Annotated in this window: 15 protein-coding genes; 14 read left to right on the top strand and 1 reads right to left on the bottom strand. The window is 66.0% G+C overall.

Annotated features, from left to right (window positions below; all coding sequences use genetic code 11):
* Positions 1-87 precede the first annotated feature (87 nt).
* The 14 genes from F7O44_RS05365 (at position 88) to F7O44_RS05300 (ending at position 15,839) form a co-directional block, all read left to right on the top strand.
* The gene (locus F7O44_RS05365; RefSeq protein WP_162449069.1) at positions 88-645 is read left to right on the top strand and encodes an NADPH-dependent FMN reductase; all 558 of its coding nucleotides are present in this window, start codon (positions 88-90) and stop codon (positions 643-645) included.
* An 11-nt stretch (positions 646-656) separates the two neighbouring features.
* Positions 657-1,223, top strand: a complete 567-nt coding sequence (locus F7O44_RS05360) for a flavin reductase family protein (protein ID WP_222851087.1) — start codon at positions 657-659, stop codon at positions 1,221-1,223.
* 117 nt (positions 1,224-1,340) lie between these two features.
* Positions 1,341-2,681, top strand: a complete 1,341-nt coding sequence (locus tag F7O44_RS05355) for an NtaA/DmoA family FMN-dependent monooxygenase (protein ID WP_162449067.1) — start codon at positions 1,341-1,343, stop codon at positions 2,679-2,681.
* Between the two features lie 75 nt (positions 2,682-2,756).
* Positions 2,757-3,578 (top strand): IclR family transcriptional regulator, encoded by an 822-nt coding sequence (locus F7O44_RS05350; protein ID WP_162449066.1) that lies wholly within the window; start codon positions 2,757-2,759, stop codon positions 3,576-3,578.
* Between the two features lie 223 nt (positions 3,579-3,801).
* The gene (locus tag F7O44_RS05345) at positions 3,802-4,965 is read left to right on the top strand and encodes an NDMA-dependent alcohol dehydrogenase (RefSeq protein WP_222851086.1); all 1,164 of its coding nucleotides are present in this window, start codon (positions 3,802-3,804) and stop codon (positions 4,963-4,965) included.
* Positions 4,966-4,998: 33 nt separating this feature from the next.
* Positions 4,999-6,489: an aldehyde dehydrogenase family protein gene (locus tag F7O44_RS05340; protein ID WP_162449065.1), complete on the top strand. Its 1,491-nt coding sequence runs from the start codon at positions 4,999-5,001 to the stop codon at positions 6,487-6,489.
* A gap of 100 nt (positions 6,490-6,589) precedes the next feature.
* A complete protein-coding gene (locus F7O44_RS05335) occupies positions 6,590-7,717 on the top strand; it encodes an NDMA-dependent alcohol dehydrogenase (protein WP_162449064.1) in 1,128 nt (375 codons plus the stop codon).
* A 68-nt stretch (positions 7,718-7,785) separates the two neighbouring features.
* Positions 7,786-8,877: a zinc-dependent alcohol dehydrogenase gene (locus F7O44_RS05330; RefSeq protein WP_187361135.1), complete on the top strand. Its 1,092-nt coding sequence runs from the start codon at positions 7,786-7,788 to the stop codon at positions 8,875-8,877.
* Between the two features lie 15 nt (positions 8,878-8,892).
* On the top strand, positions 8,893-9,897 hold the full coding sequence (locus F7O44_RS05325; RefSeq protein ID WP_162449062.1) for an amidohydrolase family protein: 1,005 nt from the start codon (positions 8,893-8,895) through the stop codon (positions 9,895-9,897).
* A gap of 112 nt (positions 9,898-10,009) precedes the next feature.
* Positions 10,010-11,800: an ABC transporter substrate-binding protein gene (locus F7O44_RS05320; RefSeq protein ID WP_222851085.1), complete on the top strand. Its 1,791-nt coding sequence runs from the start codon at positions 10,010-10,012 to the stop codon at positions 11,798-11,800.
* Positions 11,797-12,840 carry an ABC transporter permease gene (locus tag F7O44_RS05315; RefSeq protein WP_222851084.1) on the top strand — a complete coding sequence of 348 codons (1,044 nt, stop codon included), beginning with the start codon at positions 11,797-11,799 and terminating at the stop codon, positions 12,838-12,840. The genes F7O44_RS05320 and F7O44_RS05315 overlap by 4 nt, the downstream gene beginning before the upstream one ends.
* Positions 12,827-13,711: an ABC transporter permease gene (locus F7O44_RS05310; protein WP_162449061.1), complete on the top strand. Its 885-nt coding sequence runs from the start codon at positions 12,827-12,829 to the stop codon at positions 13,709-13,711. Before F7O44_RS05315 ends, F7O44_RS05310 begins: the two co-directional genes overlap by 14 nt.
* 23 nt (positions 13,712-13,734) lie before the next feature.
* The gene (locus F7O44_RS05305; protein WP_162449367.1) at positions 13,735-14,802 is read left to right on the top strand and encodes an ABC transporter ATP-binding protein; all 1,068 of its coding nucleotides are present in this window, start codon (positions 13,735-13,737) and stop codon (positions 14,800-14,802) included.
* Positions 14,799-15,839 carry an oligopeptide/dipeptide ABC transporter ATP-binding protein gene (locus tag F7O44_RS05300; RefSeq protein WP_162449060.1) on the top strand — a complete coding sequence of 347 codons (1,041 nt, stop codon included), beginning with the start codon at positions 14,799-14,801 and terminating at the stop codon, positions 15,837-15,839. The genes F7O44_RS05305 and F7O44_RS05300 overlap by 4 nt, the downstream gene beginning before the upstream one ends.
* On the opposite strand, the gene F7O44_RS05295 is transcribed toward F7O44_RS05300, so the two are convergent.
* A complete protein-coding gene (locus F7O44_RS05295; protein ID WP_162449059.1) occupies positions 15,836-18,463 on the bottom strand; it encodes a DUF222 domain-containing protein in 2,628 nt (875 codons plus the stop codon). The genes F7O44_RS05300 and F7O44_RS05295 overlap by 4 nt on opposite strands.
* Positions 18,464-18,539: the final 76 nt, after the last annotated feature.

The raw sequence follows: 18,539 nt of genomic DNA, 5'->3' as shown, positions 1-18,539 counted from the left end.
GGCGGCTGCCGCATTCTCGGTGGCTGCCACTTCCGTGCCCCGGAAGGCTTCGTTGATCTCAACACGCGTGGTCGCGATCGTGGGTCTATGACCGTTGGAGTGACCGTTGTAGTCGGAAATCCGAAACCGATGTCGCGTACCCGCGAGATCGCGGAGCGTGTCGTCGACAAGGTCTTGCAGCCCGGCACGTATACGTGCACGGTGATCGACCTCGCCGACTATGCCGACGAGATATTCCGGTGGCCGTCGCAGCGGTTGGACGCATTGAACAACGCGGTGGCCGACAGCGATCTCGTCGTGGTCGCTTCCCCGACCTACAAGGCGGCCTACACGGGCTTGCTCAAGGCATTCCTCGATCGTTACTCCTCCAACGCGCTAGCCGGTGTGGTGGTGATCCCGGTGCACACCGGGGCGGATCTGTCGCACTCGATGGCGCCGACCGTCACCCTGGCGCCCCTCCTCATGGAGCTGGGCGCCGTGGTTCCCGGACGTGGCCTCTACATCCCCATTTCCGAGTGGGCACGGGGCGGCCAGGTTCTCGACGAGATGGTCGCGGAGTGTATCGACAGCATCACCCGTCTCGCTCGGCTGTCACCTGCATGCCGGCTTGCCGCCGAGTCGCCCGACGAGGTCGTTGAGGCATGAGGGGGAGACCAGTGGACGATACGACGGGTCGTTCGACGGAGTTCGATGTTCGCCGGTTCCGGAACACCCTGGCGAAGTATGCCTCGGGAGTCACCGTGATCAGCGGCTGGCACGGAGGCGAACCGGTCGGGTTCACATGTCAGTCCTTCTATAGCGTGTCGCTGGAACCTCCGCTCGTTTCCTTCAGCGTCACGACATCGTCGACGACGTATCCCCGGCTGCGGGCCAGCGGCCACTTCGCGGTCAACGTGCTTGCCGATGATCAGCGAGAGCTCTCGGACAAGTTCGCCCGGAGCGGCACGGACAAATGGTCGGGTGTGAGCTGGAGTCCCTCGCCACGCGGAATTCCCGTTATCGACGGCACCTTGACCTGGCTCGATTGCGAGATCTGGGACGAGCACAGAGCCGGCGATCATTTCATCGTTGTCGGGCACGTCGACGCGCTCGGTCCTCGAGAGTGGCCCGACCGGGATCCGTTGATCTTCTACGACAGCACCTATTGCCATCTCGAGGTCAGGAGTCGCACGCGGATGGCCCGGTCGAGTGCCGGATCGCGATCAACGTGTGGTTCCGCATGACGGAAGACTTGCTTGTCCAATGCGTCCGCGCCGCGGAAGATCCGAAAGAGACGCGCTGACGTGCCATTCGGTGTCCGGGTGTTTCTCGGGGACTATTCCCGATGAGGAGGAGCCTTCATGGTTCGCCAATCGAATCGCCAGCTTGCCCTGACGATGTTCATGGTGGGATTCGGCTACCACAACGACGCGTGGAGACACCCACGGAGCCGGTCGGGCGAGATCGGGACACTGGAACTCATCCGCGACATGTCGCAGGCAGCCGAGGCCGCCCGGCTGGACGCGATATTCTTCGCCGACAGCTTCAGCGCCGCAGGCCTGCGGCGTGGTGGTTTCCGGGGTGTCTCTGTCTACGAACCCATCTCGACCATAGGCGCGATGATCGGCCACACCGAGAAGATCGGCATGATCGGCACGCATTCGACGACGTGGGGCGAGCCGTACGCTGTGGCGCGGCAGTTCGCCGGACTCGATGTGTTGAGTGGTGGCCGGGTGGGCTGGAACGTCGTCACCTCGATCAACGGGAACGAGAATTTCGGACGGGAGCAGATGCCGCTGCCCGAGCTGCGTTACGCGCGTGCGACGGAGTTCGTCGAGGTCGTCAAGAAACTCTGGGACAGCTGGGACGCCGACGCCATCATCGACGACAAGCAGCGGGCACTCTGGATCGACAATGACCGTATCCGGGACATCAACCATGTGGGGGAGTACTTCCGCGTCCAAGGGCCGCTGGCCATCCCGCGCTCGCCCCAGGAACGGCCTGTGCTGGTTCAGGCTGGACAGTCACCCGCCGGCATCGAGCTGGGTTCGTCCATCGCTGATCTCGTCTACACCGTGCAGCCGGACAAGGCCAAGGCCATCGAGTTCTACGCGGACTACAAACAGAAGGTGAAGGCCAAGGGACGGGACCCGGAGAAGGTCAAGATCCTCCCCGGGATCATGCCGATCACCGGCCGCACGCAGGCCGAGGCCGACGAACTCGCCGATGAGTTGGCCAACTGCATCGACGAGAACAACGGACGGGCGATGATCCAGAGCCTGATCGACGCCGACGTCAGCGACCTCGACCTCAATGACAAGATTCCGCCGGACCGTTTCGTCGACGGTCCGCAACGGATGGAGCGTTGGTACCTGTTCCGTGAGCTCGCGGAGCGGATGAGCCTGTGGGAATTGATCGTCCACATTTCCCGTGCCGTGGGCCACCGGGTGATGATCAGCACCCCGGACAAGATCGCAGAGAGCATGATCGAGTGGTTCGAGGACGGCGCCTGCGACGGTTACAACTTCAACCCGCCCAGCGTGCCGGAAGGGATGGACAACATGTTGCGGCTGCTCGTCCCCGAGCTGCAGGAACGCGGCTACTTCCGGGACGAGTACGTCGGCGACACCTTCCGCGAACGCTCGGGATTGACACTGACGGAGCAGGACCTCAAGAACGAGCGCGCGACATATGTCATGTGACCGGTGCGGCTCACGCCCATCTCTTGAGCCGGAGGTTGCTGTCGTCGTCGAGGGACGTGGTCTCAAGGAGGAGCGATGGACAGCGGTTCTACCCACGAGTCACCCAAGCCAACGGCGGCGGGCCGGCTGCTCGCTCTGCTCGGCGCCTTCTCGGACGGCAATGGCGCGCTGAGATTGTCCGAGCTCAGCCGCCGCGCGGATCTCTCGCTCACCACCGCGCACCGTCTCGTCCAGGAACTGCTCGGCTGGGGCGGACTCGAGGTGGACCAGGACGGGCGGTACCGGCTCAGCGCGAAGTTCATCGAACTCGCCTCGGTATCGACACAGGGCCTGCGGCTACGTGAGACAGCACTTCCATACCTGGTGGACCTGCAGCGGCGCACCGGCCTGACGGTCCACCTCGCGGTGCGCAACGGGCTGAACGTGATGAATCTGGAGGCGCTGCGCCTGCATCCGAACTACGGCGGAGCGAACCGTATCGGCGGGAGCCTACGGCTGCACGTGGGCGCGACGGGCCTCGTGCTGCTCGCATACGCGCCGCCGGGATTCGTGGACCTGTACGTGCGCGAGCCGCTTCTGCGCTTCACCTCGCAGACCATCGGTGACGTTCCCACGCTGCTGAAGACTCTCGAGCAGACTCGGGCCGACGGCCACGTCATCGCGCGCAACACACCGGTCGGAGACAAAGGCATGATCGCGGCCCCGGTGATGAACGCCGAAGGCGGCATCGAGGCGGCCGTAGGGATGATCTGCAGCCTCGACCGGCACGACCCGGACCGTTATGTGGGGATTGTCCGGGCGATGGCCAGGCGTATCTCCCGGGCACTGGCCGCACGTGCTCCGCAACCCAGCGCTCGCACGCTTGCGTTCCGCAGCCGGCACGCAGCCGCGTCGTGACCAGTTAGAACCCGCGGAACCCGGTCCGCGGGTTCTTGCTTGCCCACGTGCGTGCCCCGCGGAATGCGAACCTTCCGCGAGATGGAAAGGGTATTGAGCTGCCCGACCGGCGTGGCGAGTATTGGCACCAAGTGCCAGCAACGGAGCTGCCTCACCCGCACGCTTGAGCCATCATCGAGGTACAGCTCCGAAGGCCTTGGCCAGCAGCGGGAGAAGGAGACACATGAGCACTACCGCGAGCATCGCCGAACCATCGACGCCCGACACGTCATCCACGAGGATGACCACCAAAGCCGTGGTGTGCCGCGAGCCGGGTAAGCCGTGGGAGGTCACCGAACTCGAGCTCGACCCGCCCAAGGCCAACGAGGTCCGGATCAAGATCTACGCCGCAGGACTGTGCCATTCCGACGACCACATCCAGAAGGGCGACGCGCCCATGCGGATGCCGGTGGTCGGAGGTCACGAGGGCGCGGGTGTCATCGACGCCGTCGGCCCGGGCGTGACGCGGGTGGAGATCGGCGACCACGTGGTCGCATCCTTCATCCCGGTCTGCGGCCGCTGCCGGTACTGCTCCTCCGGCCGGCAGAACCTCTGCGACGACGGAAAGAACGCCGGTATCGGGGTCCTGCAGGACGGCACCTTCCGTTTCCACAAGGACGGCGAGGACTACGGCGGGTTGTGTGTGCTCGGTACCTTCACCCGGTACTCGGTGGTCTCCGAGTCTTCTGTCATCAAGATTGCGAAGGACATCCCCTTCGAGGTCGCCTGTCTCGTCGGCTGTGGGGTGCCTACGGGGTGGGGCTCGGCTGTCAGAGCGGCAGGAGTCCGCGCCGGGCAGACCGTAGTGATCTTCGGCGCCGGCGGTGTCGGCTCCAACGCCGTGCAAGGTGCGGCGATGGCCGGTGCCGAACGGGTCGTCGTTGTGGACCCCGTCGGGTTCAAGCGCGAGATGGCTCCCACGTTCGGCGCGACCCACACCTTCGCGACGGCGGAGGAAGCCTTCGAATTCGTCCGCGGCGTCACGTGGGGCGAACTGGCCGACCACGCCATCATCACCGTGGGCGTACTGAACGACGAGGTGATTCACGACGCTATCAACATCGTCGGCAAGTCCGGTCAAGTCACTATCACCGCTGTCGGTCCCGGCATGATCAAGGAGAATCCGGGCCCGTTGATCGGCTTCCAGCGCCGCATCCAGGGCAACATCTACGGTGCCTGCAACCCGCTCACCGACGTACCTCGGCTGCTGAGCATGTACAAGTCGGGAAAGCTCAAACTCGACGAACTCGTCACCCGCACCTACACCCTCGACCAGGTCAACGAGGGTTACCAGGACATGCTCGACGGCAAGAACATCCGCGGCGTCGTACTCATCGATCACGAGTGAGTCCGAGCCAACACTGACCTTAAGGACACTTTCATGACCGTCACCTCCGGCACCCGCGGCACCGTAGACCCCGACATCCTCCTCGACGGCGTTCAGCTCATCGGCGGCGAGTGGGTCCCCTCCGCCACCGGCCGCACGATCGATGTCATCAATCCAGCCAATCAGCACGTCATCGCCCGGATTCCACGCAGCGATGAGAACGACGTCGAGCACGCCGTCCAAGCGGCCGAACGCGCCCTCCCCGCGTGGCGGGACATGAGCGCGACCGCTCGCGGCGAGCTGATCTTCAAATGGGCCGCCCTCATCGACGCCAAGGGCACCGAACTCGACAGCCTCGAGTCGCAAGAGGTCGGCCGGCCGAGCTGGGGCCCGCCAGGAATGGGGCGTCAGCTCCGATTCATCGCCGGACAGGCTGACAAGGTCCACGGCGTCTCGCTGCCCACTCACCACCCGGAGGCCGTCGGTTTCACGCTCCGCGAGCCCTACGGCGTCGTCGGGGCGGTCATTCCGTGGAATGCCCCAGGGCCGTTGTTCGCCGTCGAGGTCGGCGCCGCCATCGCCGCCGGCAACACCATCGTCATCAAACCTGCCGAGGACGCCCCGCTGACCCCGCTCGCGCTGGCCAAGCTCGCGCTCGAGGTGGGTATCCCGCCAGGTGTCATCAACGTCGTCACCGGGTACGGCGCCGAGGCCGGGGCGGCCATCCCGGCCCACCCCAAGGTCCGCCGGATGGCCTTCATCGGCTCCCCGGAGACCGGCCGGATCATCATGGCCGCCTGCGCGCAGAACCTCACCCCGCTCCATCTCGAGCTGGGCGGAAAGTCGCCCCAGGTCGTCTTCTCCGACGCCGACCTCGACGCCGCCGTCCGCGGAATGGCTTGGTCGATCACCCTGAACACCGGCCAGATCTGCGCCGCCGGCTCACGCGTGGTGGTCGAGCGCAGCATCCATCAGGAGGTGGTCGAGCGGCTGGCGAAACAGATGGAGGAGATCACCGTCGGGCCCTGGTACGAACAAGTCACCATGGGGCCGCTGGTGAACAAGAAGCAGCACGAGCGCGTGCTGGGTTACATCGACATCGGCAAGGAGAGCGGCGCCGAACTCGTCCTCGGCGGAGGTGTGCCCGCGGGTGACAAATTCGACGACGGCTTCTTCGTCGAACCCACCATCTTCGACAAGGTGGACCCGGACATGCGGATAGCCCGTGAAGAGATATTCGGGCCGGTCCTGTCGGTGATTCCGGTCGACGACGAGGCCGAGGCCTTCGAGGTCGCCAACGGCACCGACTACGGCCTGGTCGCCTCCATCTGGACCCGTGACGTGGGCCGGGCCGTCCGGGCCAGCCGTGCATTGCAGGCCGGCCAGGTCGGAGTGAACAGCGCCTTCGGCGCTGCCGCCATCGGCGCACCCTTCGGCGGCTACAAGAACTCCGGTTTTGGCCGCAACATGGGCGCCGATTCCGTACTCGAGTGGACACAGGTGAAGGCCGTGTCCATGAGCGAAGCCGGTTTGCCACGCCGCTAAGACAAGCCGCCAAGACAAGCCGCTAAGACGGGCCGCTGAGACGGGCCGCTGAGACAAGCCGCTAGGACGGGCCGCAACGAGAGCCAGAGAACGGAGACCTATGTCGTCGACGATCACCACCCGTGCGGCCATCGCCCGCGGTCCCCATATCGGTTGGGAGATCACCAAGCTGGAGCTCGATCCGCCCAAGGCCTTCGAGGTCCGGGTGAAGTTCCACGCCTCCGGGCTCTGCCACTCAGATCACCACATCACCGCCGGTGATGCCGGGGTGCGGTTCCCCATGGTGGGAGGCCACGAAGGGGCCGGCGTCGTCGAGTCCATCGGCGAACACGTCACCCGGGTCAAGCCCGGCGACCGCGTGGTCTGTTCGTATATCCCGGCCTGCGGCACCTGTCGCCCCTGCTCCGAGGGGCATCAGAATATGTGCGTCAAGGGGCTCAACGCGGGCAGCGGCATGTTCCTGGACGGGACATTCCGTTTCCACGCGGACGGTGAGGATTTCGGCGGGTTCTGTTCTCTCGGGACCTTCTCCGAGTACGCGGTGGTGTCCGAGTACGCCGTGGTGCCGCTGCCGGACTGGATCCCGTTCAAGATCGCTTCGATCGTCGGCTGCGGCGTGCCCACCGGCTGGGGGTCGGCGGTCTATGCCGCCGGCGTCCGCGCCGGGCAGACCGTCGTCGTCTTCGGCGCCGGTGGAGTCGGTAGCAACGCCGTCCAGGGTGCGGCGTATGCGGGTGCGCGCGATGTGATCGTCGTCGACCCGGTGGAGTTCAAACGCGAGAACGCACTCACGCTCGGCGCCACCCACGCCTTCGCGACCGCTTCCGAAGCCCACGACTTCGTGGTCTCCCACACCTGGGGCCAGCTCGCCGACCACGCCATCATGACCCCCGACGCGGTCACCGAAGAGATGGTCAATGCCGCCGTGCTGATGACCGGCAAAGGCGGCAAGGTGACCATCACCGCGGTTGGTCATGCCGGTGAAACCGCGGTGCACGTGCGCGCTGGTCTTCTCATCGGCTACCAGCGGCAGATCCGGGGCGCGCTGTTCGGTGACTGCAATCCGCTCGACGACATACCTCGTCTGCTGCGCCTGTATCAGGAGGGAGACCTCAAGCTCGACGAGCTCATCACCCGCACTTACACCCTTGACGAGGTCAACGACGCCTATCAAGACCTCATCGACGGCAAGAACATCCGCGGCGTGATCCTGCACGAACAAGCCTGAGCACGAACAAGCCTGAGCACGAACAAGCCTGAGTACGGCCAGCCGAGAGCGAGGACGACGTGGCACAGATGGTGCGAGCTGCGGTCCAGACCGGACCCCGCAAGATCGAGATGCAGGAGTTTCCCCGGCCCTCGATCGGCGACGACGACGGGCTGCTGCGCGTCGAGGCGAACGGGATCTGCGGAAGCGACGTCGAGATCTTCAACGGTCACATGGGGGAGCGCCCGCCGTTCATTCCGGGCCACGAGCCGATGGGCATCATCGAGGAGATCGGTGAGCAAGCGGCCGAGCGCTGGGGCGTACAGGAGGGTGACCGCGTCGCGCTCGAGGTGATCGTTCCCTGCCGCGCCTGCGCGGACTGCCTCACCGGCCGCTACCAGGCATGCCGCTTCCGCAAGTACGGGCACGGCGTGACCCCCATCGACGTCCTCCCCAGCATCTGGGGCGGGTTCGCCGAGCATCTCTACCTCTCGCCGACGACGGTCATGCACAAGATCGACAAGTCTCTGCCGGCCGAGATCGCGGCCATGTACAACCCGCTGGGCGCCGGCGTGCGCTGGGCCGTCGATCTAGGCGAGGTCGGCCTCGGTACGACCCTGCTCGTGCTCGGTGCCGGGCAGCGGGGGCTGGGTGCGGTCATCGCCGCCAAAGCCGCGGGCGCCGGCACGATCATCGTGACCGGGCTCGCCTCCGACGCCCACAAACTCGAGATCGCTCGTGAGCTGGGTGCCGATCACACGTTGATCGTGGATGGAGATGACGCCCAGGACGTCCCCGAGTCGGTCCGGGACATCACCAACGGGGAGATGGTCGATGTCGCCGTCGACCTCACGCCCATGGCGGCCGGCCCCATCACGGACGCGCTCAAATCGGTACGCCACGGTGGGCGTGTGGTGCTGGCCGGGCTGAAGGGGCACAAGGAGATCCCGCTGGTCACCGACCTCATCATCAATCGCGGCTTGGTGATCAAGGGTGCCTTCGGTGTCGACGCCGCGGCCAACAAGAAGGCGATCGAGCTGCTCGAGTCGGGCCGTTTCCCGCTGGAGAAGCTGCACACGCACACCTTCGGGCTCGACGACGTGGGCCTGGCCATCGACACACTCGCGGGCTCAGCCGGTGACGGCTCGGCCATCCACGTGTCCGTGCATCCGAACAACTGATCGGAGGAGCCTGAAGTGATCGTCGACGCTCACGCCCACCTGCTCCCCAAGGACTATCCGCAGGATGCTCCTGAGTGTTTCCCCCGGATGGAGTCCATCCAGGACAGCACCGACCGCCATCTCGTGTTCGGCCAGATGAAGTTCCGCGCCAAGGACGTCTTCTTCGAGGCCGAACGCCGCGTCGAAGCGATGGACGCATCCGGTGTCGACGCCGAGGTGGTCAGCCCCATGCCGCCGTTGCTCCGCTACGATCTGCCGGCGGCCGACGGGTTGTCGCTGGCGCGCCATGTGAACGAGTTCGCCGCGAAGCTGTGCTCACACGATCCGGAGCGACTGATCGGTCTGGGCATGGTGCCGATGCAGGATCCGGATACCGCCACCGCAGAGCTCGCCGCGATCATGGACGCCGGGCTCGCCGGAGTGGAGATCGCCTCCAACGTGCTGGACAGCTCCATCGGAGACGAGAAGTTTCTGCCGTTCTTCGCCGAGGCCGAGCGGCTCGGAGCCGCGATCCTCGTGCACGCGATGCCCGCACCGACGCACCGGTTGCCGGGGTCGGGCATGGGCACCTACGTCGTAGGAATCGAAGGGATGCTCGCCGCGGCCTCGCTCATCCTCGGCGGCACCGCGGCGGCCTGCCCCAACCTACGCATTTCGTTCAGCCACGCGGCTGGCGGGCTGGCGATGATACTGCCACGGGCCAACTACTTCTGGGGTGGCGCCTGGAACGAGGAACCCCGTGACCTCGAGCGCGCGGTGATGCCCGACGACGGCCCGTCGCCACTCGAGTACGCCCGCCGCTTCTATTACGACTCGATGGTCTTCGACCGCCGGACCATCCGGTATCTCATCGACCTGCTCGGCGCGGACCGGCTACTGGTCGGCTCGGACTTTCCCGCCATGCCCCGCGAGGAACCCGCGGCGAAGACTCTGCGATCGATGGGGTTGCCGCGAGACGAGTGGGAGAACATCGGCTGGCGCAACGCCTTCCGCTGGCTTGGCCGCGAGCCGCAGGGCTGAGACCACATGCCCAACACCACATGCCCAACACCACATGCCCAACACCACATGCCCAACACCACATGCCCAACACCACTATTGGCGCTACTTTCCAGCTCATTGAGGAGCAAGGATGAGAACTAATGGTAAAGGCCACCGGATAAGACAGTTGTTGCGCTTAGGCGCCCTCGTCACGGGGGTCGCGCTGATGGCTACCGCGTGTGGAGCCAACGGCTCCGGTTCGGGCGACGCGGGTGAGGCCAACGATCCGCCGTCCGGCGAAGCGCAGTCCGGTGGCGAGATCACCGTGATTCTGGACTCCGGCTTCGCCGGCGATTGGTCCACCGGGCTCGACTCTTCCACCAGCAACGGCGTAGGGGCGAACCTGCCGCAGAACAGCTCTATCTACGGCGGCCTGTTCACCCTCGAAGCCGACCCGGACGGCAGCAACGCCCAACTCGTGCCGAACCAAGCCGAAAGCTACGAATGGTCCGAGGACGGCCTGACCCTCACCATCACGCTGCGCGAGGGGATCGAATTCAGCGACGGGACCCCGTTGAACGCCGAGGCCGTGGTGTGGAGCTGGATCCGTTCCCTCAGCTCCGGGAGCACCAGCGCACCGACGATCAACCTGGACCTGGACCGAGAAACACCGGATCTGGACCAGGAGTTCATCGACAGCGTTTTCGACGCGCTTCCAGCGGACGTCGATGAAGACCTCATCATGGCTCGTCTCGGCGCTATCCAGGCAGTGGACGATCTGACCGTGGAGATGTACCTCTCTGTGCCCAACGGCTCGCTGGTCAACGGTCTACCCGCGGGGAACCTCAACCTCATCGGCTCGCCGACGGCCTACGCGGAGATGGGGGCGGAGGCCTTCAGCACCACCCCGGTGGGGGCCGGCCCATTCGTGGTCACGAGCAACACCCAGAATCAACGGCTCGAACTCGAGCGCAACGAGAACTACTTCAAGGACGGGCTGCCGTACCTGGACGCGATTACCTTCCAGTCGGTCGCGGGTGACCAGGTGGCCTACCAGACCGTGCAAGCCGGCCAGGGCGACGTCATCGAGGGCCTGAGTGACATCAACCTGATCGAGGAAGCCGACAACAACCCGAATCTCGAAATGCATCTCGGAGCTCCGACCTCGCCTTACGTCGTCCAGCTCAACACCCGGAACGGGCCGTTCGAGGACAAGCGAGCCCGCGAGGCCATCTACTACGCCACGGACTTCGAGTCCATCAACCAGGGTCTCTTCGGGGGAGCCGGTGAGATGAGCCAGTCCTTCACCGCATCCGGCGGACTGTTCCACCACCCGGAGGTTCCCGGTTACCGGGAGTACGACCCGGAGCGCGCGGCGGAGATCGTCGATGAGCTCGGCGGACTCCATGTCGATCTGATGACCACCGACCTGTCCACCGCACGCCGGGTCATGACCGCTCTGCAGACCCAGTGGCAGGAAGCCGGCATCGTGGTGGACATCCACTCCTATCCGCTCGGGGACATCATCACCAAGTTCCAGGCTGGTGAGTGGGAGGCCATCCTGCAGACCGCCGGGGCGTGGGATCCGTCGGTCGGAATCGGGGTGGCGGTTCGATTCGGTTCGACCTCACCCTTCAGCGGCACACCGCTGCCGGAAGGCGCGGAGTCTGCCCAGCAGGCTATCGACGAAGGGCTCCAAACGGAGTTGGACGTGCTGCTCGAAGCCGCGGTTCTGACCGTCGACGAGGCCGAACGGGAGGAGCACTACAGGGCGATCAGTCAATACATATCCGATGAGGCGTACGGACCCTTCGGCATGGCGTTCAGCCCGGCTCAGGTGATGCGGCAGGGAATACACGGACCCGGCCTGGATGAGCCCATCCCGGCGCTCGCGGTCAACCAGGGTGTTCTCTACGACCGGGTCTGGGTCGAGCAGCCGTGAATCGCACCACCGGGCCGCCGGTGGCGGAGAGGGACACCGGGGCAGAGAAGCGTGACGGCCCGCTGACTCAGATTGCCGGGTCGCCGATCCTGCGGCTGATCGCCCGCCGGTTGATGATCGTCGTCCCGCTGTTGTTCGTCGTCAGCGCGCTGGTATTTCTCCTGATGGAGGCGCTGCCGGGGGACCCCGCACGGATCCAGGCGGGGATGGATGCATCCGAGGAGCAGGTCGAGGCCGTCCGTACCCAGATGGGCCTCGACCGCCCTGGTTACGTGCGTTATCTCTCCTGGCTCGGTGGAGCGCTCTCCGGGGATCTGGGGCACTCGATCATCAGTGATCGGGAGGTGACGACCCTGCTCGGTGAACGTCTCCCGGTCACCTTGCAGATGGCCGGGATGGCGTTCGTGTTGTCGATCGTCATCGCCCTGCCGCTTGCGCTGGCCGCGGCCCGCCGGCCCGGTGGCCTGGTCGACCGGGTCGTCATGTTCTGCTCGATGACCCTGCTGGCCGTGCCCAACTTCGTGATGGCACTGCTGCTCGTGCTGGTATTCGCGGTGACTCTGGGGATGCTCCCAGCCATCGGGTATGTGCCGCTCTCGGGCGGGCTCTGGCCCAACATGCGCTCGATGATCCTGCCCGTGCTCTCGCTGGCGGTGCCGATGGCGTGTTTCTACGCGCGCTTCCTCCGGGGGGACCTGGTCGAGCAGTTGAATGCTGCCGCCTACATCGACACCGCGCGCTCCAAGGGAGCCGGACGCTGGCGGATCTTGTGGCTGCATGCCTTCCGGAACTCAAGCTTCGGTCTGCTGACGCTGATCGGCCTGAACATCGGCGCGCTGGTCGGTGGCACGGTCATCATCGAGCGCATCTTCGCCATGCCCGGCATGGGCACGCTGATGCTCGAAGGGGTGATGTCCTCCGACGTCGCCGTCGTGCAGACCTGCGTGTTCATCTTCGCCGCCACCGCTGTCTTCGCCAACTTGTTCGTCGACGTCATGTACGCCGTTCTCGACCCGAGGGTTCGTTATGGCAGTCACTAGTCCTCCCGGACCAGCGGCGTTGTCGCCGTCGCCGCTCGCGGCCCGTGCCACGCGCTGGTCGTCGTTCCGGCGTCGCCTCACCATCTGGATCTCCGGCAGCGTGGTCACACTGCTGCTGCTCGTGTGCTTCCTGGGCCCGTTCGTGTTGCCTCTTGCGTCGCCCGTCGGTGGCAGCGTGCTCGAGAGCGCACTGCCGCCAGGCAGTCCAGGGCATGTGCTGGGTACTGACGTCAACGGCAACGACGTGCTCTCCCGTCTCATCCACGGTGGCCGTTCGTCGCTGCTGGTCGGCATCGTCGTCAACATCATCGGGCTGACGATCGGCGGGACGGCCGGAGCGATCTCCGCCTACCTCGGCGGCAAAGCCGATGCGATCATCATGCGCGCCTTGGACGTGCTCATCGCCTTCCCGTCCCTGGTCCTGGTGATCGTGCTCGCTCAGATTCTCGGGCCGTCGCTTCCCAACACGATCCTCGCGTTGAGCGCCTTCAGTATTCCGGCGGTGGCCCGGATCTCGCGCGCCGCCACCATGAAGGTGATGAGCATGCCTTATCTCCAGGCGGCTGAGCTCAGCGGAAGCCCGTGGTGGCGCATCCTGTTCCGGCACGTGGTCCCCAACATCGTCCCGCAGCTGACCACCTTCGCGATGCTCGGCATGGCGATCGTGGTGGTGACTGAAGGTGCCCTCAGCTTCCTTGGTCTCGGAATCCCGGCACCACGACCCAGCTGGGGAAACATGATCTTCGACGCCCAGCAGTCGCTGTCCGCCACGCCCATGCTGGTGCTCTGGCCGAGCCTTGCGCTGCTGGTGACGGTGCTGTCGTTCAACCTGCTGGGGGAGAGTATCCGAGACGAGGTGACGGGTCGATGAGGAACGCAGCGCGAACGGGAACGATGAGCGGCGACGCGGGGAGTATTCCGGACGCCACTGCCGAAGCGCCGGCCATGGCGGGCGGCGGGTCCCAGCCGATCCTCAACGTCGAGGATCTCCGGGTCACGTTCTCCCGCCATGGCCGGGTAGTCCACGCGGTGAACGGATTGAACTACCACGTCTATCCCGGACGGACCCTCGCGATCATCGGCGAGTCCGGATCCGGGAAATCGGTGAGTGTCCGAGCCTTGATGGGACTACTGCCGCCCAGCGCCCACATCGAAGGATCGGCCCGGCTCGACGGCACCGAGCTGGTGGGGCTGGACGAGAAGTCCTGGCGGGCGGTGCGTGGTCAGCAGATCGCCATGGTCTTCCAGGACCCTGCCAGCTCGCTGAACCCCACGATGAGCATTGGCGCCCAGCTCATCGAGGCGATCCGCATGCACTCGCCGATCAAACGCGGCGAGGCAGCGGAGAAGGCGATCGAGCTGCTCAAGCTCGTGCGGATGCCGTCGCCGGAGAAACGGGTCAAGCAGTATCCACACCAGCTCTCCGGTGGCATGCGGCAACGGGTGGTCATCGCCATCGCGTTGTCGTCGGACCCGAAGCTCCTGATCGCGGATGAGGCGACCACCGCGTTGGACGTCACGACGCAGGCCCAGATCATGGAGCTGCTCGCCGACATCCAGGAGCGGCTCGGCATGGCCGTCATCATGATCAGCCACGACTTGGGACTGGCCGCCTGCTATGCCCACAAGGTACTCGTCATGTACGCCGGTAAAGCCGTCGAGTACGCACAGACCAGGACGCTGTTCAGCAACGTCCGGATGCCGTACACCAAGGCGCTTCTGGACGCGATCCCGCAGCTGACCACCCCCGCGCATGCCCAGCTCACCGTCGTCGGCGGGCATCCGCCCGACTTGGCCTCGCTGCCCGAGGGTTGTTCCTTCCGGCCTCGTTGCCCCAACGCCACGGAGCAGTGCGGCGCCGAGCCGCCGCTGGAGGAGCACGAGCCGGAGCACTCCTACGCGTGCTGGCATCCGGCGGCCAGTGGCGGGAGCCTCGCCGGCACGAAGGAGGAGCCACGGTGACCGATCACGCAGTCCGCGTCGCGCCGGCCGGCGCTGATGTCGCGACGACGAACGGACGGGAGCCACTGCTGTCCGTCCGCGATCTCGTCCAGGAGTACGTCACCCGCGGGCCAGGCGGCGTCAAAACGGGTGTGGTCCATGCCGTCAGCGGTGTCTCGTTCGACCTCATGCCCGGTGAGACACTCGGCATCGTCGGCGAGACCGGCTCCGGTAAGTCCACCCTCGCGCGGGCCATCATCCAGGTCGAGACCCCGAGGTCGGGGACAGTCCGATTCCAGGGACAGGACCTCGTCGGCATGTCGAAGCGCGAGATCAAGAAGGTCCGCGCCAACATGCAGATGGTCTATCAGGACCCGTTCGGTTCGCTGAACCCCCGGTGGCGAGTCAGCGACGTCATCGCCGAACCGTTGCTGGGACACACCTCGATGACCCGTGAACAACGTGCGGCACGCGTCGACGAACTGCTGGAGCTGGTGGGGCTGCGCCCCTCGACCTACCGGCACCGCAGGCCCCTGGAGCTCTCCGGTGGCCAGGCGCAGCGGGTGGCGATCGCCCGGGCCGTCGCGCTCGGACCGGCGTTGATCATCTGTGACGAGGCGACATCCTCCCTGGATGTGCTCATCCGGGCTCAGGTGCTGAACCTCTTGGAGAAGTTGCGGGAAGAACTCAACCTGGCCTATTTGTTCATCGCCCACGATCTGGCGACCGTGAAACGCGTCAGCGACCGGGTCGCCGTCATGCATCTCGGGCAACTTGCCGAGTTCGGTCCCGTGGACGAGGTGTATGCCGCACCGCGGCACCCGTACTCGCGTGCCCTGCTCGACTCCATTCCCGTGCTGGACATCGAGACCGGCATCGCCAAGCGGCCGGTAGCGCTGCCAGGAGAACCACCCTCACCGCTCAACCCTCCGAGCGGATGCCGGTTCCGGACGCGCTGCGCGCGGGCGCAGGACGTGTGCGCCGAGGTAGAGCCCGAGCGCACCAAAGTGAGCGACCGCCATGAGGTCTCCTGCCACTTCCCCCTCGCGGCGCCCTAGAAGGGTGGAGCGTCGTCGTCCTCGGATCCGCGTCCGGACGGCTGGGCGGGCTCCCGAGCCGGTGTGCCGTTTTCGGTGGTTGTCGGCGGCATAGGCAAGGTGGCGCCGCAGCCGCAGTAGCTGACGCATCCGCAGCCCAGGCGGTTGGCATTGAACAGGTTGGGATGGTGGGGGTGCGGGCGTGCTCCCGACGTGGTGAAAATGACTGGTGGCGCCCGATGGGTGTACGTGTGCCCCAGCGGAGTGACCCAGACGGTGGTGTCCGGTGCGGGTCTGATGATCACCCAGCCGCCCACGTGTTTGAGCCGGTGGTGGCGACGGCAGCAGCAACCGAGGTTGGCATCGGTGGTCAGCCCGCCGTCGGCGTAATCGATCGCGTGGTCCTGATCGGTGTAGCGGGCTGGGATCCGGCACGCCGGAAAGGTACACCGTCTGTCCCGGATCTGGATCCAGCGACGCAACCCTGCTCCGGGGGTGCGACGCCGCGCACCCGCATCGGACCTGGCATCGGCGCCGCTGGAACCGCTCGCGCCTACCCTCCCGAGCACGCCGCTCACCGGGCCGCGCCGCTCGCTTGAGCTCGTAGCCTCGATGCCCGCCGAGGTTGTCTCGGCGAAGTCGGTATCGGTTTTGATCTGGGTGAGAATGTCATCGACGACCCGGCGGTACCTCGTCTCCCTCGCGCACACCGCGGCGGCGATCCTGGGGATGTCGCTGGTGCGTAGCTGCAACTCGACGATCCCTCGGGCCGCTGCTGGTAGCGCTGGTGATGGTGATGGTGATGGTGCTGGTGATGGTGATTCTGATGCTGGTGGTGATGGTGATGCTGGCGGTCTACCGGGGGATTGAGGGCGTGCGGTGGCAATGCCGCTGGCGATTGGGTAGCCGTCGTCGTCGCAGAGTACCCATCTCCATTCGGCGCCGATCATGGTGGTGATGATCTGCCGGGCCAGGCCAGCAGGGATGAAGTCCCACCCGGCCAGCTCGGCCGGGCGCTGATCCAAGCCGAGCAGGCTGGCCAGCTCGATCCGCAGCTCACCCACCGGGTACGCCCCCGTCCCGGCCCGCCCGGCCTCGGGAAAGTCATTTCGAGACGTGCCGCCATCAGCAGGAGGTGGGGCGGTGTCGGTGGGAGACGTGCCGCCATCAGCAGGAGGTGGGGCGGTGTCGGTGGGAGACGTGCCGCCATCAGCAGGAGGTGGGGCGGTGTCGGTGGGAGACGTGCCGCCATCAGCAGGAGGTGGGGCGGTGTCAGGGGGAGACGTGCCGCCATCAGCAGGAGGTGGGGCGGTGTCAGGGGGAGACGTGCCGCCATCAACAGGATGAGGGGCGGTGTCAGGGGGAGACGTGCCGCCATCAACAGGATGAGGGGCGGTGTCGGTGGGCGCCGGACTCGGGTCAGAGGGAGGCGGGTGAGCGCCGTCTGGTCCGTCGGGGTCGGGGCCGTCGCCGTCGTCATCCGGGCCGCCGTCGGTGGGAGGTGGGGCGGTGTCGGTGGGCGCCGGGCCTGTGGCAGTGGGAGCCGGGCCAGCGTTTTCTGGTCCGTCGGGGTCGGGGCCGTCGCCATTCCCACCGCTGTCACCGCTGTCGCCATTGTCACCGTTGTCGTGATTGATGCCGGGTGTGTCGGAATCGTTGGTGGCATCGTCGGCCGCGTCGGGCGTGCTGAAAGGGTTGGAGAGGACGTAGGCGATGATGTCGGCGTCGGTCATGGCCTGGAATGAACCGTCCAGCATGCCGAGGTAGATGTCCGCGCGGATGTGGTTGGCGGGTCGGGTGTCACCGGACCGTTTGCAGGTGCGGGCCAGCGTGTCCACTCTGTGGCAGGCCGCGGCGGCACGATCAATGGGAAGGTCCAACCCCGCGACGTTCGCGGTGCCGTCGGCGTTGCGGGAGCCGACGAAGCGGCGGCCTTGTACGGCGTGGCGGTAGCGACGTTCGGCGTAATCCGGATCGATCGCGATCGCGGCGCGTTTGATCGCATCGATCAACTCGCCCACCATCATGTCGGGCGCGACCGACAACAGGTCGTGGCAGATCTGGGCGGCTTGATCACCGGTAAGACCAACCGTCCACTGGCAGAACGCGACTGCGCGGGGCTCGTCCAACTCGCCTGCCAACATCGCTTCCCCCAGCATCGGCAGCCGGGAGAACACGTCATACGCCAGCGTGAACGTGGTATCGGCCCGCCGGCGAGAAAACACCAGAGCAGCTCTGGTTTCTTCGGGGGCGAACTCGTGCGGATGCTGCACCCTGGCGACCGTGTCCGGCGTGTGGGGTTGGCGTAGCCCGGTTTCGAGCACCGCTCGCAGGAATATCGCACGGTCATGGTTGGCCTGGCGATAGGCGGCCTTCACCACTTCCACAGTGTCGAACCCGGACACCCGCTGCACCGGGATCGCGGCTAGCACCGCGGCTAGCTCACCACCCGGGGCCATCGACGCCAACCCCTCCGGCACCGATACGGGCTCGCTCTGCGACGACTCCGTCCCCGAAGCATTGTCCTGCGCCTGGTCCTGGTCCTGGTCCCGGCCTGGGCCTGAGCCGGCTTCAGGGGTCGAGTCGGTGCCCGACGCGGGGTTCGAGTCGGGGTCGAACTGGTCATCGGAGCCGTCGGTGAACACCGGTAGCACCCCCAAATAGCGTGAACGGCCGACGAGACCGCACCGCGTAAGCAAGGCACACTTGCGACCAGCGGAG

This window comes from Phytoactinopolyspora mesophila, assembly GCF_010122465.1.
GTDB classification, from domain to species: Bacteria; Actinomycetota; Actinomycetes; order Jiangellales; family Jiangellaceae; genus Phytoactinopolyspora; species Phytoactinopolyspora mesophila.
This window is presented reverse-complemented; position numbering and strand designations above follow the sequence as displayed.

Coding starts and splice junctions, on each gene's coding strand:
- F7O44_RS05365 (WP_162449069.1), top strand. CDS start 88: ATGACCGTTGGAGTGACCGTTGTAGTCGGAAATCCGAAACCGATGTCG.
- F7O44_RS05355 (WP_162449067.1), top strand. CDS start 1,341: ATGGTTCGCCAATCGAATCGCCAGCTTGCCCTGACGATGTTCATGGTG.
- F7O44_RS05350 (WP_162449066.1), top strand. CDS start 2,757: ATGGACAGCGGTTCTACCCACGAGTCACCCAAGCCAACGGCGGCGGGC.
- F7O44_RS05345 (WP_222851086.1), top strand. CDS start 3,802: ATGAGCACTACCGCGAGCATCGCCGAACCATCGACGCCCGACACGTCA.
- F7O44_RS05340 (WP_162449065.1), top strand. CDS start 4,999: ATGACCGTCACCTCCGGCACCCGCGGCACCGTAGACCCCGACATCCTC.
- F7O44_RS05335 (WP_162449064.1), top strand. CDS start 6,590: ATGTCGTCGACGATCACCACCCGTGCGGCCATCGCCCGCGGTCCCCAT.
- F7O44_RS05330 (WP_187361135.1), top strand. CDS start 7,786: ATGGTGCGAGCTGCGGTCCAGACCGGACCCCGCAAGATCGAGATGCAG.
- F7O44_RS05320 (WP_222851085.1), top strand. CDS start 10,010: ATGAGAACTAATGGTAAAGGCCACCGGATAAGACAGTTGTTGCGCTTA.
- F7O44_RS05310 (WP_162449061.1), top strand. CDS start 12,827: ATGGCAGTCACTAGTCCTCCCGGACCAGCGGCGTTGTCGCCGTCGCCG.
- F7O44_RS05305 (WP_162449367.1), top strand. CDS start 13,735: ATGAGCGGCGACGCGGGGAGTATTCCGGACGCCACTGCCGAAGCGCCG.